Below are 15,436 nucleotides of genomic sequence, written 5' to 3'. Positions count from 1 at the left end.
GTACCTGCCTTGCGCTCCACGCCAGGTGAGGGCAACGGGTTGTGTGCGTTATTTAAGGAAGGTTTATGACTGCTGCCCTGCAAGGTTCTTTGATGGTCGACGTTGCCGGTACCTGGCTGACGGCCGAGGATCGTCACTTGTTGCGCCAGCCTGAAGTGGGCGGCCTGATCATTTTTGCGCGCAATATCGAGCATCCACGCCAGGTGCGCGAGTTGAGCGCCGCGATTCGTGCGGTGCGCCCGGACCTGCTGCTGGCCGTCGATCAGGAAGGCGGTCGTGTGCAGCGCCTGCGCCAGGGCTTCGTGCGCTTGCCGGCCATGCGCGCGCTGGCTGATAACCCTAACGCTGAATACCTGGCCGAGCAGTGCGGTTGGGTTATGGCCACCGAAGTGCTGGCGGTGGGCCTGGACCTGAGCTTCGCGCCTGTGCTGGACCTGGATTACCAGCGCAGCGCCGTGGTCGGCACCCGCTCCTTCGAAGGCGATCCCGAGCGCGCCGCCGTGCTGGCCGGTGCCTTTATCCGTGGGATGAACAGTGCCGGTATGGCCGCCACCGGCAAACACTTTCCCGGCCACGGTTGGGCCGAGGCCGATTCCCACGTCGCGATTCCCAATGACGAGCGCAGCCTGGAGCAGATTCGCGCCAATGATCTGGTGCCGTTCGCACGTCTGAGCCGGCAACTGGCGGCGGTGATGCCGGCACATGTGATCTATCCGCAGGTCGACGCCCAGCCCGCCGGCTTTTCGCGGCGCTGGTTGCAGGACATCCTGCGCGGCGAGCTGCAATTTGACGGGGTGATTTTCAGTGACGACCTGTCCATGGCCGGCGCCCATGTGGTCGGGGATGCGGCCAGCCGTATCGAGGCGGCGCTGACTGCCGGGTGTGACATGGGCCTGGTGTGCAACGACCGTGCGGCCGCCGAGCTGGCGTTGAGTGCGGCGCAGCGCATGAAGGTCAAGCCGTCGGCACGGATTGCGCGTATGCGCGGCCAGGGGCTTGCTTCCACGGACTACAAGCAGGACCCGCGCTGGCTGACGGCGCTAACTGCATTGCGCGATGCTCAGTTGATCGGCTGAACACCTTGGCGCTGCCAGCGCAGGCTAGCCAGCGCCCACACGTGAATGTCTTCACGACTCAACAGGTAGGCTTGCTCGCCAAGACGATCTGACGATCAGCGCTTCTCTTGCTTATTGGGCAACGGCGCAAACAACGCCTCGATATCCTCGTTGCCCAATTGCCAATCCCCGGTGGACCGCCCATCCAGCACGCCCGCCGCCAGGTCGGACTTTTCCTTCTGCAGGTGCTGGATTTTTTCCTCCACCGTGCCCCTGGCAATCATCTTGTAGACGAACACCGGTTTCTCTTGCCCGATGCGATACGCACGGTCGGTGGCCTGGTTTTCCGTGGCCGGGTTCCACCATGGGTCGTAGTGGATCACGGTGTCGGCTTCGGTCAGGTTCAGGCCTACGCCACCGGCCTTCAGGCTGATCAGAAAAATCTGCAACTTGCCGCTCTGGAATGCTTTCACCGGTGTGCGCCGATCCCGGGTCTGGCCAGTGAGCAGTGCGTAGGCGATGCCGCGCTTGTTCAATTCGACTTCGATCAGGCTGAGCATCGAGGTGAACTGGGAAAACAGCAGGATTCGACGTCCTTCGGCAAACAACTCTTCAAGCATTTCCAGCAAGCTGTCGAGTTTGCCCGAGCTGCTGCCACGGGCGGGCAGGGTGGCGTCATTGACCAGGCGCAAATCGCAGCACACCTGGCGCAGCTTGAGCAGCGCTTCAAGAATGATGATCTGGCTGCGCGCCACGCCTTTGCGGGTAATCTCGTCGCGGACCTTTTTATCCATAGCCAGGCGTATGGTTTCGTACACGTCGCGCTGCGCTTCGTTGAGCTCGACCCAGTGGATAATCTCGGTCTTGGGTGGCAGTTCGGTCGCCACCTGTTCTTTGGTGCGGCGTAGCAGGAACGGTTTGATCCGACCGTTGAGGTGCTGCAATCGCACGTCACTGGCGCGTTTTTCGATGGGCACGCGGTAATCACGGTTGAAGCTTTTGACGTCGCCCAGCCAGCCTGGCAGCAGGAAGTGGAACAGCGACCACAGCTCGCCCAGGTGGTTTTCCAGCGGCGTGCCGCTCAGGCACAGGCGCTGCCGCGCATTCAGCTCGCGCGCCGCCTGGGCCGCCTTACTGGAAGGGTTCTTGATGTACTGGGCTTCATCGAGGATCAGCACGTGCAGGGGTTGGGCGGCGAGCAGCTCGATGTCCTTGGGCAGCAGGGCATAGGTGGTCAACAGCAGGTCGTAATCCTGCAGGTTGGCGAAATGTTTCTTTCGCCCCGCGCCGTACAGCGCCAGCACCTTGAGCTGCGGGGTGAAGTGCGCCGCTTCATCGAGCCAGTTGGGGATCAAGCTGGTGGGCATCACCACCATGCAGGGCCGATCCAGGCGCCCGGCGATTTTTTCGCTGAGAATATGCGCCAAGGTCTGTAGGGTTTTGCCCAGGCCCATGTCATCCGCAAGAATGCCGCCAACGTCCAGTTGGCGCAGCGACTGCATCCAGCTCAAGCCTTCCAGCTGATAGGGGCGCAAGGTCGCGTTCAAGCCTGCCGGAGCAACGCAGGTGAAGTCCTTTATGTCCCGCAGGCGTTGGGCGAAATGGCGGATCTTCTCGCCGCCTTCCCATTGCAGGGGCAGGTCTTCCAGTGGGTTGAGCCGGATCGCATCGGCTTTGGCCAGGCGCAGGGTGGTGGTGCCGGCTTCCTGCAGGTAAAACTCGCCTAAAGTTGCCAGCACCGGTTTCAGCCGACCGTAGGGCAATGCGACCTGCAGTGGGCCGTGGCCATTGGGCAGGCCTGGAATGTTCACCAGGATCAGTTCGTCGTCGCGACGACGTGCGAGTTTTTCCGGGTTGAGGATCTCGACGTGGGAGCGCATCAGGTTCAACAGGATCGGTAACAGGCTCAGGCGCTCGCCGTTGACGATGATGCCCAACTCCAGATCAAACCAGTCACGCTCAGGCGCCTCATCGACGCTGGCGTACCAGTCATCCACCGCGCTCAGGTCGAAACCGAAATCCTCATCGATCTGCAGTTCCCAGCCCTCGGCGCGCAACGTCGGGGCGGCGTTGAGGGTGAAGTTCAGCCAGGCGCTGTCATTGACCATCTCAAACAGTTCGCCGGCGCTTTCCGGCAGCGCTTTGCTCTGACGCGTGGCGATCTTGAAGCCCAACAGGCGCAGGTGCTCGCGATAGGGTTGCTCGCGTTCAGGATGACGCTTGATGCGCAGGCTTTGGGTTTCCTGGCGCACGATAATGTCGGCGTTCTTCTGCCCGCTGACATAGTTGCCCAAATAGTTGAACGACAGCGCCGCGCGGTGCTGGATGTAGCGCTGCATCTTGCCGTTGCGCGGTTCGAACGCACTGAATTCGACACTGGCCAGCCACAGGCGTGGGATCGGCCGTACGTCCTCCATCACCACTTGCGGCAGCACCACGCGGTTATCCAGCACGCTCTGGAGCTTTTCCAGCAGCTCTGCATCCTGGGCGGCGGCCGGGTAGGCCAGGGTTTCCTGGACCTTGAGCAGCACCGCCGCGATGTGTTTGCAGTTGGTGCGCACCGGGCAAGTGCAGCGGCTGTCGACCAGAATCAGCGTGCCCTTGGCCGATTCACGCAGTGAGATGGTCTGTCGGTAAACGTTGCCGCCCGAGCCCTCGCAACTGGCGATGATGGTGCTGTCGCCGGATTCGACGATGCGCACGCGATTCTCCAGGGCATAACGTCGCCCACGCTCCAGGCTTTGCTCTTTGAAGCGATTGGCCCACGAAGGGGCCAGGGGCTTGGTCAGCGACGACGTCAGGGGCATGGCACTGAATCAGTCCTGGAGGTCGGGCGGTGGTGCGCTGGGTGGCTTGGCGGTCAGCGAGGTGATCTTGATCAGCAACGCCAGGTGGCCGCCGTCCAGGTAGTTGAGCTGGTTGTTCTTGGTGCGCACGTCGGTCTGGTTCAGGTGTTCGCTGGCGATCACGCTGCCGTTGCTGTCGAACCGGTTGATCCAGAACTGCGCGTCGATATCGGTGAAACGCCCCAGTTGCAGGCTCAGCGTGCCCTGGATCGGGAATTGGCCGAACTGCTCCTGGCCATCAGTGATCGCGATCTTGACCGGCTGCTCGCCAAGGTTCTGCTCCCAGGCTTTGTGCGCCAGCACGGTGTAGCTGTTATCGGCGTTGAGTTTGTCGACGATGTTGTTCAAGCGAGGCGGGCTCATTTTGTCGCCCAGGCGTACGGCGCCGGCATCCCAGTCTTCCGGCGCGGCGCGGCTATTGATCACCGGCTCCGCATTCTGGCGGACCAGGATCATTTCTACCTGGTACGGGCTGTCGGCGAATGCCGAGGGTGCCACGACCACCAACAACAGGCTCAGCATGCGGAACAGGCGCATTGAGGCGTCCTTCAAACAGATTTCGGGATGAGGCGCTCGAACAGCGCCTCCAAGGTATTAAAACGTTCTTCGGCACGCTCCATCGGCACCATGAACTTGAACAGCGTAGCCCCTTCGAACTTATAGCGGTTGGGCTGGCCCTGGATCAGCTTGATCAGCACCAACGGGTCTACCGGCGTCTGCGCTTCGAACTCGATTCGCCCACCCTGCGGCCCGGCGTCGACCTTCTTGATACCCAGTTGCTCGGCCTGCAATTTAAGCAGGGTGAGGCGCACCAGGTTCTTGGTCGGCTCCGGTAACAGGCCGAAGCGGTCGATCATCTCCACCTGCAAGTCCTTGAGGCCTTCTTCGTCGGTGGCCGAGGCGATGCGCTTGTACAGGATCAGCCGTGCGTGCACATCGGGAAGGTAGTCTTCGGGAATCAGCGCCGGCAGGCGCAGGTTGATCTCCGGCCCGCCGCCCAGGGGTTGGTCGAGGTTCGGCTGTTCGCCCTTGCGAATGGCTTTGACCGCGCGCTCGAGCATCTCCATATACAGCGTGAAGCCCACGGCCTGGATCTGCCCGCTCTGGCCGTCGCCCAGCAGTTCGCCGGCGCCACGGATTTCCAGGTCGTTGGTGGCCAGCACAAAACCGGCGCCCAGGTCCTGGGTATTGGCGATGGCCTCCAGGCGCTTTTCCGCATCCGAGGTGATCTGCTGGCGTGGCGGCGTCAGCAAATAGGCATAGGCCTGGTGGTGACTGCGACCCACTCGGCCGCGCAACTGGTGCAACTGGGCCAGGCCGAACTTGTCGGCGCGCTCAATGATGATGGTGTTGGCGCTCGGTACGTCGATGCCGGTCTCGATGATGGTCGAGGCGATCAGCACGTTGAAGCGCTTGTGGTAGAAGTCGCTCATGACCTGTTCGAGTTCGCGCTCGCGCATCTGCCCGTGGCCGATGCCGATGCGTGCTTCCGGCACCAGTTCGGCGAGGTCGGCGGCGCATTTTTCGATGGTCTTTACGTCGTTGTGCAGGTAATACACCTGGCCGCCACGCAGCAACTCACGCAGCAGCGCCTCTTTGACCGTGCTTTTGTTTTGCTCCATGACGAACGTGCGCACCGACAGGCGTCGCGCGGGCGGCGTGGCGATGATCGACAGGTCGCGCATGCCCGACACCGCCATGTTCAGCGTGCGTGGGATGGGTGTCGCCGTGAGCGTCAGAATATCGACTTCGCTGCGCAGGGCCTTGAGCTGTTCCTTCTGGCGCACGCCAAAGCGGTGTTCTTCGTCGATGATCACCAGGCCCAGGTTCTTGATCTTCACATCGTCCGACAACAGCTTGTGGGTGCCGATGACGATGTCGATCTTGCCTTCGGCCAAATCGGCGATGGCCGCATTCACTTCCTTGGCGGATTTGAAACGGCTCATCACTTCCACGGTCACCGGCCAATCGGCAAAGCGGTCGCGGAAGCTGTTGTAGTGCTGCTGGGCGAGCAGGGTGGTGGGCACCAAAATGGCCACTTGGCGTCCGCCGTGCACGGCAATGAACGCCGCCCGCATGGCCACTTCGGTCTTGCCGAAGCCCACGTCGCCGCACACCAGGCGGTCCATCGGCTTGGGCGCGAGCATGTCGGCGCGCACGGCTTCGATGGTGGTTTGCTGATCCGGGGTTTCTTCGAAGGCGAAGCCGGCGCTGAAGGTTGCGTAGTCGGCTTTCGGGTCGGCGAAGGCATACCCTTCGCGGGCAGCGCGGCGCGCATAGATGTCGAGCAACTCGGCGGCGACGTCGCGCACCTGTTCGGCGGCCTTGCGCTTGGCTTTTTGCCAGGTCTCGGAGCCCAGACGATGCAAAGGGGCCAGGGCGTCGTCACTGCCGGTGTAGCGGGCGATCAGGTGCAGGTTGGCCACCGGCACGTAGAGCTTGGCGCCCTCGGCGTATTCCATGGTGAGGAATTCGGCCGCCTGATTATCGATCTCCAGCGTCTGCAGACCGAGGTAGCGGCCCACACCGTGGTCGATATGCACCACCGGCGCGCCTTCACGCAGTTCGGTGAGGTTCTTGATGACGGCGTCGTTGTTGGCGTCGGCGCGTTTTTCGCGACGACGGCGTTGCATCACGCGTTGGCCGAACAGCGGGCTCTCGGCAATCAGCGCCAGGGACGGGTCATCCAGCAGCAGGCCTTCGTCCAGTGGCGCAATAGTGATGGCCAGACGATGCTTGCTCGCAACGAAGTCCGGCCAGCTGTCGACGGTTTTCGGTCGCAGCTTCAGGCGTTCCAGCAATTCCAGCAGTACTTCACGGCGCCCGGCGGATTCGGCGGTAAACAGCACGCGGCCGGGGAAGTCGCCGAGGAAGTTGGACAGCGCTTCCAGGGGTTGCGTGGCTTTGGCCTGGATTGCCAAGTCCGGGAGGCTCCCGGCGGGGAAGCGTTCACGGCCGCTGCCGGCGTCCACGTCCTGTTGGCTGGCGACCACACGCGGCCAGCTTTTGAGCCGCGCGAAGCAGTCCTCTACCGGCAGGAACAATTCCGCCGGCGGCAATAAAGGACGGGATGGATCGACACGGCGCTCTTCGTAACGGTTACGCACGTCATTCCAGAAGTTCTCTGCCGCCTGCTCGATACCCGGCAACGAGAACACTTGGGTGTCCTGAGGCAGGTAATCGAACAGGGTCGACGTCTCGTCGAAAAACAGTGGCAGGTAGTACTCGATACCGGCGGGGGTAATCCCGCTGCTCAGGTCCTGGAAGATCGGGCAGCGGCGGAAGTCGACGTCGAAGCGCTCACGAAAGCGCGCCTTGAAGCGGGTGACCGCGTCTTTTTGCAACGGGAATTCCCGTGCCGGCAGCAGCTTGATCGATTCCACCTTGTCGATGGAGCGCTGGTTTTCCGGGTCGAAGGTGCGCAGCGTCTCGATTTCGTCATCGAACAGGTCGATGCGATACGGCAATTTGCTGCCCATCGGGAACAGGTCGATCAGCGCGCCGCGTACTGCGAACTCACCGTGCTCGTACACCGTGTCGACGCAGCGGTAGCCGCTGGCTTCCAGGCGCGTGCGCATCTGCTCCACATCGAGCTTCTGGCCGATATCCAGCACCAGGCTGCTGCCCAGCAGGAACTTGGTCGGCGCCAGGCGATGCAGGGCCGTGGTGATCGGCACCACCAGCACGCCGTGGGCCAGTTCCGGCAAGCGGTACAAGCTGGCGATGCGCTGGGAAATGATGTCCTGGTGCGGCGAGAACAGGTCGTAGGGCAGGGTTTCCCAGTCGGGAAAATGCAGCACCGGCAAATCGGGGGCGAAGAAGCTCAGCTCCTGCTCCAACCGTTCGGCGCTTTGGCTGTCGGCGGTGAGCAGCAGGGTAAAGCGCTTGGCTGCGCTGGCAGCCTCGGCGATGGCCAGGCTCAGGGCGGCACCGGGCAGGTTGCCCCAGTGCTGTTTACCTGCCGCGGCAGGGAGTAGCGGTAGACGCAGAACGGGCACGGAAGGTTGAGCTCCAAGCGTTGCGACAAAGTCGGTAATTGTAACGGGGCAAGGTGCCGCCTGTCAGTTGCTGACTGTGCCTATTACGGTTTGCAGGAAATGTAGTGGCTAAGACAAACAATGGCGTGGTTTGGCTCAATATGTAGTGCCAAAAAGTGCGAATGTTTTGGAGTGTTACAGACAAGTCGGCCCGTTCGCCCAACTAGTGGCCTTCTGGAACCCGCGTATTTACTGGGCTGCAGCGGGGCGCTATTTTTCAGCGAGGGCTTTTTGTTGTCTGGCGCGCATTGCGACGAGGGCAGTCGGGCGGCATAATGTAGCCCCTTTTTTCAGCCCCTACATGTGGAAGGTTCCCGTGACTCAGAAGCCCGACCAGTGTCTTGGTGAATGGATCGACCGTGAAGCACTCGCAGAAGCGATGATCCCGCTTATCGGTCAGCTGTACCGCAATAATAATGTGGTGAGCTCGATCTATGGCCGCAGCCTGATCAACCAGTCTGTCATCGCGATTCTCAAGGCGCACCGCTTTGCGCGCCATCGCTCCGCCGACGACAGCGAACTCTCCGTCCACGAAACATTCCCGCTGCTCAAGGCCATGAGCGAGCTCAAGCTCGGCGCGGCTTCGGTAGACCTGGGCAAGTTGGCCTATAAGTTCCGCAAGGAAGGCGCCGGCCGTAGCGCCGAGCAGTTCGTGCGTGAAGAGATGGCCGATGTGGTTGGCCAGCAAAGCGCCGCTGCCCGCAAAGGCACCGACGTTGTGCTGTACGGCTTCGGTCGTATCGGCCGCCTGCTGGCGCGCATCCTGATCGAAAAAACCGGTGGTGGCGACGGCCTGCGCCTGCGCGCCATCGTCGTGCGCAAAGGCGCCGAGAATGACCTGACCAAGCGCGCCAGCCTGTTGCGCCGTGACTCGGTACACGGTTCGTTCAATGGCACCATCACCATCGACGAAGAAAACAACACCATCACCGCCAACGGTAACCTGATCCAGGTGATCTACGCGAAGAACCCGACCGAGGTGGATTACACCCAGTACGGCATCAAAGACGCGTTGCTGGTGGATAACACCGGTGTATGGCGTGACGCCGAAGGCCTGGGGCAGCACCTGGCGTGCCCAGGTATCGACCGCGTTGTGCTGACCGCGCCTGGCAAAGGCAAGCTCAAGAACATCGTGCACGGTATCAACCACGGTGAAATCACCGCTGACGACAAGATCGTGTCTGCCGCTTCCTGCACTACCAACGCCATCGTGCCGGTGCTCAAGGCAGTCAATGACAAGTTCGGCATCGTCAACGGCCATGTTGAAACCGTTCACTCGTATACCAACGACCAGAACCTGATCGACAACTTCCACAAGGGCGATCGCCGTGGCCGTAGTGCCGCGTTGAACATGGTGATCACCGAGACCGGTGCCGCCACCGCTGCCGCCAAGGCTTTGCCTGAGCTGGCCGGCAAGCTGACCGGTAACGCGATCCGTGTACCGACGCCGAACGTGTCGATGGCCATCCTCAACCTGAACCTTGAGAAAGCCGCGACCCGTGAAGAGATGAACGAGTACCTGCGCTACATGGCGCTGCACTCCGATCTGCATAAGCAAATCGACTTCGTCAATTCCCAGGAAGTGGTGTCCACCGACTTCGTCGGTTCGCGCCACGCCGGTGTGGTGGACGCCGAAGCGACCATCACCCAGGACAACCGCGTTGTGCTGTACGTGTGGTACGACAACGAGTTCGGCTACAGCTGCCAGGTGGTCCGCGTGATGGAAGACATGGCCGGGGTCAACCCGCCTGCGTTCCCGCGCTAAGCCTGAGTGTTGAATGAAAAAGCCCCGACTGGTTCGGGGCTTTTTCATGGCTGGGGTTTGTGGTGAATATATTCAAATGGGGGAGGGAGCTTGCCCCCCGTTAGCGGTAGTTCAGCCGACGCATCAATTGAGCAACTGCCCACGCAAGCTGTCCGACAGCCCCTTGGGCGCCAGCCAGATCCCCATGTAGGCCTTCGCCAGCTCCACATCGGGGCTGCTGAACACCACTTGCCCATTGATCTCCAGGTTCAAGCCGCGTCCCGGGCGAAAATCCAGGGCATAGCGATCACCGCTGCGGATATTGCGAAAGCGTGCATGCAGTTGATCCAGTTCGGGCTTCAACCGGGCGCTGGCTTGCTGGCGCTCCAGTGTAACCGTGGCGGCCTTGATCACATCCTTGCGGTCGATGTCGCGAAAGTAGTACAGCACCAGGCGCAGGTCCTGTTGTTGTGCCCAGGCCTGCCTGGCGCTTGCCTCTTGAGGGGCATACAGACCGGCCGCATAAACATCGGCCCACAGATAGTTGAGCACCGCCTGGTTTTTCAGGGCCAGGCTCTCGAAACGCGCCGGGAAATCAGCCTGTTTGAGTCGGTCGGCCTCATTGGCCTGGGCTGTGATCGATAGCATCAGCATTAAACACACAAAGAGTTGTCGCATAATGGCTCGTCCTGAAATCGGTGCTGATTTGCGTCATGTAGTATGGCAGGACTGGCCTACGACGCGACCAAGGGTTAATGTGCGCGGCGTTGAGCCTTATATAGACTGTGCCCCGGTTCACACACTTGAGCCAAATTGTCCTTCATGACCGCTGGCCGCGGCATGATTTAGCCAGGCGTCCAACCGTACGCCTGGCCTGTTCTGAGGAGTACGCATGGCTGTCTACAACTACGACGTGGTGGTACTGGGTTCCGGCCCGGCTGGAGAAGGTGCGGCAATGAACGCCGCCAAAGCGGGGCGCAAGGTGGCGATGGTCGATAGCCGTCGCCAGGTCGGCGGTAACTGCACCCACCTGGGTACCATCCCGTCCAAGGCCCTGCGTCACTCGGTCCGCCAGATCATGCAGTTCAATACCAACCCGATGTTCCGGGCCATTGGTGAGCCGCGCTGGTTCTCGTTCCCGGATGTGCTCAAGAGCGCCGAGAAAGTCATTGCCAAGCAAGTGGCGTCGCGCACCGGTTATTACGCGCGTAACCGCGTCGATCTGTTCTTCGGTACCGGCAGCTTTGCAGACGAGCAAACCATTGAAGTGGTGTGCTCCAACGGCGTGGTCGAGAAGCTGGTGGCCAAGCACATCATCATCGCCACCGGTTCGCGCCCGTATCGTCCGGCGGACATCGATTTCCACCACCCGCGTATCTATGATAGCGACACCATCCTGAGCCTGGGCCACACCCCGCGCAAACTGATCATCTACGGCGCCGGCGTGATCGGCTGTGAATACGCCTCGATCTTCAGCGGCCTGGGGGTGCTGGTGGAGCTGGTGGACAACCGCGACCAGTTGCTGAGCTTCCTCGACTCGGAGATCTCCCAGGCGCTGAGCTACCACTTCAGCAACAACAACATCACCGTGCGCCATAACGAAGAGTACGAGCGGGTCGAAGGCCTGGACAACGGGGTGATCCTGCACCTCAAGTCCGGCAAGAAGATCAAGGCCGACGCCTTGCTGTGGTGCAATGGCCGTACCGGCAACACCGACAAGCTGGGCATGGAAAACATCGGGGTCAAGGTCAACAGCCGTGGCCAGATCGAAGTGGACGAAAACTACCGCACCTGCGTACCGAACATCTACGGTGCCGGTGATGTGATCGGCTGGCCAAGCCTGGCCAGTGCCGCCCACGACCAGGGGCGCTCGGCCGCCGGCAGCATCGTCGACAACGGCAGCTGGCGCTACGTGAACGACGTGCCGACCGGGATCTACACGATTCCCGAGATCAGCTCGATCGGTAAGAACGAACACGAACTGACCAAGGCCAAGGTGCCTTACGAAGTGGGCAAGGCGTTCTTTAAGAGCATGGCGCGCGCGCAGATCGCCGGTGAGCCGCAAGGCATGCTGAAGATCCTGTTCCATCGCGAAACCCTGGAAGTCCTCGGCGTGCATTGCTTCGGCTACCAGGCGTCGGAGATCGTGCACATCGGCCAGGCGATCATGAACCAGCCGGGTGAGCAAAATACCCTCAAGTATTTTGTGAACACCACGTTCAACTACCCGACCATGGCGGAAGCCTATCGGGTAGCGGCCTACGACGGCCTCAACCGGCTTTTTTGAGCGGCTCCGGCCGGTGGCCTGAGCCGGCCGGGGAGACCGATTTCAGTAATTCTCGAGGGTGGCAGTGGCCAAACCGGGAAAGTCTGTAATCAGGCTATCTACGCCGAAGTCGGCGAGCCTGCGCATCAGCGCAGGTTCGTTGACCGTCCACACGGACACGTGCAAGCCCTGACGCTGGGCCTTTTCCAGGCGCTCAGGGGTGCACAACGTCCAGTTCAGCGCCAGGTACTCACAGCCATAGTTCTGCGCGACCTTCAACGGGTCGAGCCAGGCGTATTCGGCGACGAGGCCGCGTGACAGGTCCGGGGTAAGCTCAACGGCCGCTTTCAACACCTCGCGCGAGCTTGAAGTCACGGTGACCTTGTCCATCAGGCCAAACCGTACCGCCATCTCGCGGATTGCCAGCACGGTGGTCGCTGCGCGGGTGCGCGACGCACTTTTGACTTCCAGTTGCCAGTGATCGAAATCGCACTGCTCGAACAGTGCTTCCAGGCGTGGGATCGGGCACGGCTTGATCCAGCCCGGGCCGCCTTTACGGGCGTCCATCTTCATAAGGTCGGCCGCCGAATACTCGACGACTTTGCCGCGTCGGTCGGTGGTGCGTTTGAGGGTCGGGTCATGGATGACCATCAGTTCGCCGTCCATGGACAGGTGCAAATCCAATTCGCAGCGGCGTACACCGTGCTTGAGGCATTCCTGAAAGCTGGTCAGGGTGTTTTCCGGTGCTTCGCCTTTGGCACCGCGGTGGCCATAAATCAGGGTCACAGTTGCTCCTATGCGCCAGGGTGTCCGGCGGGATGAATACAAAATCAGATGTCTTGGGCGTCGCTCTGTTCCCGCGCCAGGCGCCGTTCCTGGGCTTGTTTTTGCAGGATGTAGCGCGCCAGCAACTGGCGCTGGGCATCGGTCATGGCTTCGAACTCGGTGCCGATCTCAAACCCGCTGCCCTTGGGGTCGCAATGGGTCACCCGTGCGCGCAGTAACAGGCCGAGCGCCTGGGGCATCAATACCAGTTTGACGGCCAGGTGCGCGCCGGTGGCCAGTGGGGCGGGGTGTTGGAAGTCGATACCGCCCTCGGAAATGATCACTGGCTGCGGGGCGCCGACTTCGTCCAGCAGGCCCCGGGCCATGATCTGGCTGAGCAAATCCAGGCGTTTGTTCTGTACGCGCAGGAACGCCGCAAGGGTGCGATCCTTCTCGCTGAGCTGGCGCAGCAGGTGCTGGGCTTCGAATTCGCTGAGGTGCAGTTCGCTGAGCAGGTTGAACAGCGGCGAATCATCCAGCAACACTTCTTTGCTCGCTGCTTCGGGGGCAGACAGGCTTTTGATTTGGAGTGCGATCATGTCGTCGATACGGTAGTATTCGCGGCGCTCTTCTTCATCTAATGTCGACATGGCGAACCCCAGGTAACGGTAATGGTCTGAGTGTAAAGCTGCTTACCAGACCCCGCCACCGGGACGTCTTCTTTTCCTCCGAACAAGCCCCGACATGTTCAGACCTCTCTTCGTATTTATCGGCACGCGTTATACCCGTGCAAAGCGTCGCAATCATTTTGTGTCGTTCATTTCCTTGACCTCGATGATCGGGCTCGCCTTGGGCGTGGTCGTGATGATTGTGGTGCTCTCGGTGATGAACGGCTTCGATCATGAGATGCGCACCCGCGTGCTGGGCATGGTGCCCCACGCGACCATCGAGGGCGACGCGCCGATCAGTGACTGGCAAAGCCTGGCCGACAAGGTCAGGCAGAACCCCAAGGTGCTGGCCGTTGCGCCGTTTACCCAGATGCAGGGGCTGCTGACCCATGACGGCAAGGTGCAGAAAATCCTGCTCAATGCCATCGACCCGGCCCAGGAACGCAAGGTGTCGATCATCGACAAGTTCATGCTGCAGGGCAAACTCGACGACCTGGCGCCCGGCGACTTTGGCATCGTGATCGGCGACAAGGCCGCAGCCAAGCTCGGTGTGGGCCTGGGCGACAAGCTCACCTTCGTCGCACCGGAAGTCACCGTGACCCCGGCCGGCATGTTCCCGCGCATGAAGCGCTTTACCGTGGTCGGCACCTTCCACGTCGGCGCCGGCGAGATCGACGGCTACCTGGGCTTGACCAACCTCACCGACCTGGCCCGCCTGCACCGCTGGCAGCCGGACCAGGTGCAGGGCCTGCGGCTGAAGTTCAACGACCTGTTCGACGCCCCGCGCGGCGCCTGGGAGATCGCTCAGCAGTTGGGCGAGAGCCAGTACTACGCCCGCGACTGGACCCGCACCCACGGCAACCTGTACCAGGCCATCCGCATGGAAAAAGCCATGATCGGCCTGCTGTTGCTGCTGATCGTTGCGGTGGCCGCGTTCAACATCATCTCCACGTTGGTAATGGTGGTGAATGACAAGAAAGGCGACATCGCCATCCTGCGCACCCTGGGCGCCACGCCGGGCCAGATCATGGCGATCTTTATGGTGCAGGGCACGGTGATCGGCGTGGTCGGCACCTTGATCGGCACCGCCGTGGGCATTCTGGCCGCGCTGAACGTCAGCGCCGCCATCGCCCTGCTCGAAAAGGTGATCGGCCACAAGTTTCTCAACGCCGACGTCTACTTCATCGACTACTTGCCGTCCCAGGTTCAGGCCCAGGACGTGTTGATGGTGGGCGGCGCTGCGTTGCTCCTGAGTTTCCTTGCCACCCTGTATCCAGCCTGGCGCGCGGCACGTACCCAGCCAGCACAGGCCTTACGTTATGAGTGAATCGGGCATGAGTGAAAAAGCAATCCTGAGCTGCCGCAACCTGGGCAAATCCTACGAGGAAGGTCCGGAGTCGGTGGTGGTGTTGTCAAACCTTCAGCTGGAATTGCACCCCGGCGAGCGCGTGGCGATCGTCGGCAGTTCCGGTTCCGGCAAAAGTACCTTGTTGAACCTGCTGGGCGGCCTCGATACGCCGTCCCAGGGCAGCGTGTGGCTGGCGGGCGAAGAACTCTCGGCTCTGGGCGAAAAGGCCCGTGGCCAGTTGCGGAACCGCTCGTTGGGCTTCGTGTACCAGTTTCACCATCTGCTGCCGGAATTCACCGCGCTGGAAAACGTATGTATGCCGTTGTTGATCGGCAAGACCGCGATTCCGGAGGCGCGCCAGCGTGCCAAGGCGTTGCTCGAGCGCGTCGGCCTGGGCCATCGTCTGGAACACAAACCGGCCGAACTGTCCGGTGGTGAACGCCAGCGCGTGGCGATCGCCCGCGCCCTGGTGAACAACCCTGGCCTGGTGATGCTCGATGAGCCGACCGGCAACCTCGATTCGCACACAGCCCAGGGCATCAAGGATTTGATGCTGGAACTGAGCACCCAGATGCGCACCGCGTTCCTGGTGGTGACCCATGACATGAGCATGGCCCGGCAGATGGACCGCGTGCTGCACTTGCAGGAAGGTCATCTGGTCGCCATCTGACCCGTTTCAAGCCCGGCGCCTGGCGTCGGGCTTTTTC

Annotated in this window: 11 protein-coding genes; 5 read left to right on the top strand and 6 right to left on the bottom strand. The window is 61.5% G+C overall.

Annotation, left to right across the window (positions count from 1 at the left end; translation table 11 throughout):
* Positions 1 to 65: 65 nt before the first annotated feature.
* Entirely contained in the window at positions 66 to 1,076 is a 1,011-nt protein-coding gene (nagZ, locus tag KZX66_RS03910; protein ID WP_248076611.1) for a beta-N-acetylhexosaminidase, read from the top strand.
* Positions 1,077 to 1,171: 95 nt separating this feature from the next.
* Here nagZ and KZX66_RS03905 read toward each other — a convergent pair whose 3' ends face one another.
* Genes KZX66_RS03905 through mfd form a run of 3 tightly spaced genes read right to left on the bottom strand, consistent with a single transcriptional unit; the run spans position 1,172 to position 7,899 of the window.
* Entirely contained in the window at positions 1,172 to 3,862 is a 2,691-nt protein-coding gene (locus KZX66_RS03905; RefSeq protein WP_248076609.1) for a DEAD/DEAH box helicase, read from the bottom strand.
* Positions 3,863 to 3,871: 9 nt separating this feature from the next.
* The gene (locus tag KZX66_RS03900) at positions 3,872 to 4,438 is read right to left on the bottom strand and encodes a CsiV family protein (protein WP_248076607.1); all 567 of its coding nucleotides are present in this window, start codon (positions 4,436 to 4,438) and stop codon (positions 3,872 to 3,874) included.
* Positions 4,439 to 4,449: 11 nt separating this feature from the next.
* Positions 4,450 to 7,899, bottom strand: coding sequence for a transcription-repair coupling factor (mfd, locus tag KZX66_RS03895; protein WP_248076605.1), 3,450 nt, complete (start codon positions 7,897 to 7,899; stop codon positions 4,450 to 4,452).
* A 340-nt stretch (positions 7,900 to 8,239) separates the two neighbouring features.
* Here mfd and KZX66_RS03890 point away from each other — a divergent pair, with 340 nt between their 5' ends.
* On the top strand, positions 8,240 to 9,703 hold the full coding sequence (locus KZX66_RS03890; protein WP_248076603.1) for a glyceraldehyde-3-phosphate dehydrogenase: 1,464 nt from the start codon (positions 8,240 to 8,242) through the stop codon (positions 9,701 to 9,703).
* A gap of 123 nt (positions 9,704 to 9,826) precedes the next feature.
* Here the strand turns inward: KZX66_RS03890 and KZX66_RS03885 are convergent, their stop codons facing one another.
* A complete protein-coding gene (locus tag KZX66_RS03885; RefSeq protein WP_248076601.1) occupies positions 9,827 to 10,360 on the bottom strand; it encodes a chalcone isomerase family protein in 534 nt (177 codons plus the stop codon).
* Between the two features lie 214 nt (positions 10,361 to 10,574).
* Between KZX66_RS03885 and sthA the strand changes: the two genes are divergently transcribed.
* Positions 10,575 to 11,969: a Si-specific NAD(P)(+) transhydrogenase gene (sthA, locus tag KZX66_RS03880; protein WP_003172584.1), complete on the top strand. Its 1,395-nt coding sequence runs from the start codon at positions 10,575 to 10,577 to the stop codon at positions 11,967 to 11,969.
* Between the two features lie 42 nt (positions 11,970 to 12,011).
* On the opposite strand, the gene KZX66_RS03875 is transcribed toward sthA, so the two are convergent.
* Positions 12,012 to 12,734, bottom strand: a complete 723-nt coding sequence (locus KZX66_RS03875) for a glycerophosphodiester phosphodiesterase family protein (RefSeq protein ID WP_248076599.1) — start codon at positions 12,732 to 12,734, stop codon at positions 12,012 to 12,014.
* A gap of 44 nt (positions 12,735 to 12,778) precedes the next feature.
* Complete coding sequence (locus KZX66_RS03870; protein ID WP_248076597.1) at positions 12,779 to 13,363, bottom strand: PilZ domain-containing protein; 585 nt, start codon at positions 13,361 to 13,363, stop codon at positions 12,779 to 12,781.
* 94 nt (positions 13,364 to 13,457) lie between these two features.
* On the opposite strand from KZX66_RS03870, the gene KZX66_RS03865 reads away from it, so the two are divergent.
* Positions 13,458 to 14,708 carry a lipoprotein-releasing ABC transporter permease subunit gene (locus KZX66_RS03865; protein ID WP_248076595.1) on the top strand — a complete coding sequence of 417 codons (1,251 nt, stop codon included), beginning with the start codon at positions 13,458 to 13,460 and terminating at the stop codon, positions 14,706 to 14,708.
* Between the two features lie 7 nt (positions 14,709 to 14,715).
* Positions 14,716 to 15,399, top strand: coding sequence for a lipoprotein-releasing ABC transporter ATP-binding protein LolD (gene lolD, locus KZX66_RS03860; protein WP_017477213.1), 684 nt, complete (start codon positions 14,716 to 14,718; stop codon positions 15,397 to 15,399).
* Positions 15,400 to 15,436 lie beyond the last annotated feature (37 nt).

The sequence above is a fragment of the Pseudomonas sp. EYE_354 genome (assembly GCF_023148575.1).
GTDB lineage: Bacteria > Pseudomonadota > Gammaproteobacteria > Pseudomonadales > Pseudomonadaceae > Aquipseudomonas.
This window is presented reverse-complemented; position numbering and strand designations above follow the sequence as displayed.

Bases quoted from the DNA above. Each gene is read 5' to 3' on its own strand.
- nagZ (WP_248076611.1), top strand. From the start codon at position 66: ATGACTGCTGCCCTGCAAGGTTCTTTGATGGTCGACGTTGCCGGTACC.
- KZX66_RS03890 (WP_248076603.1), top strand. From the start codon at position 8,240: ATGTGGAAGGTTCCCGTGACTCAGAAGCCCGACCAGTGTCTTGGTGAA.
- KZX66_RS03865 (WP_248076595.1), top strand. From the start codon at position 13,458: ATGTTCAGACCTCTCTTCGTATTTATCGGCACGCGTTATACCCGTGCA.
- KZX66_RS03885 (WP_248076601.1), bottom strand. From the start codon at position 10,360: ATGCGACAACTCTTTGTGTGTTTAATGCTGATGCTATCGATCACAGCC.
- KZX66_RS03905 (WP_248076609.1), bottom strand. From the start codon at position 3,862: ATGCCCCTGACGTCGTCGCTGACCAAGCCCCTGGCCCCTTCGTGGGCC.
- KZX66_RS03870 (WP_248076597.1), bottom strand. From the start codon at position 13,363: ATGTCGACATTAGATGAAGAAGAGCGCCGCGAATACTACCGTATCGAC.
- sthA (WP_003172584.1), top strand. From the start codon at position 10,575: ATGGCTGTCTACAACTACGACGTGGTGGTACTGGGTTCCGGCCCGGCT.
- lolD (WP_017477213.1), top strand. From the start codon at position 14,716: ATGAGTGAAAAAGCAATCCTGAGCTGCCGCAACCTGGGCAAATCCTAC.
- KZX66_RS03900 (WP_248076607.1), bottom strand. From the start codon at position 4,438: ATGCGCCTGTTCCGCATGCTGAGCCTGTTGTTGGTGGTCGTGGCACCC.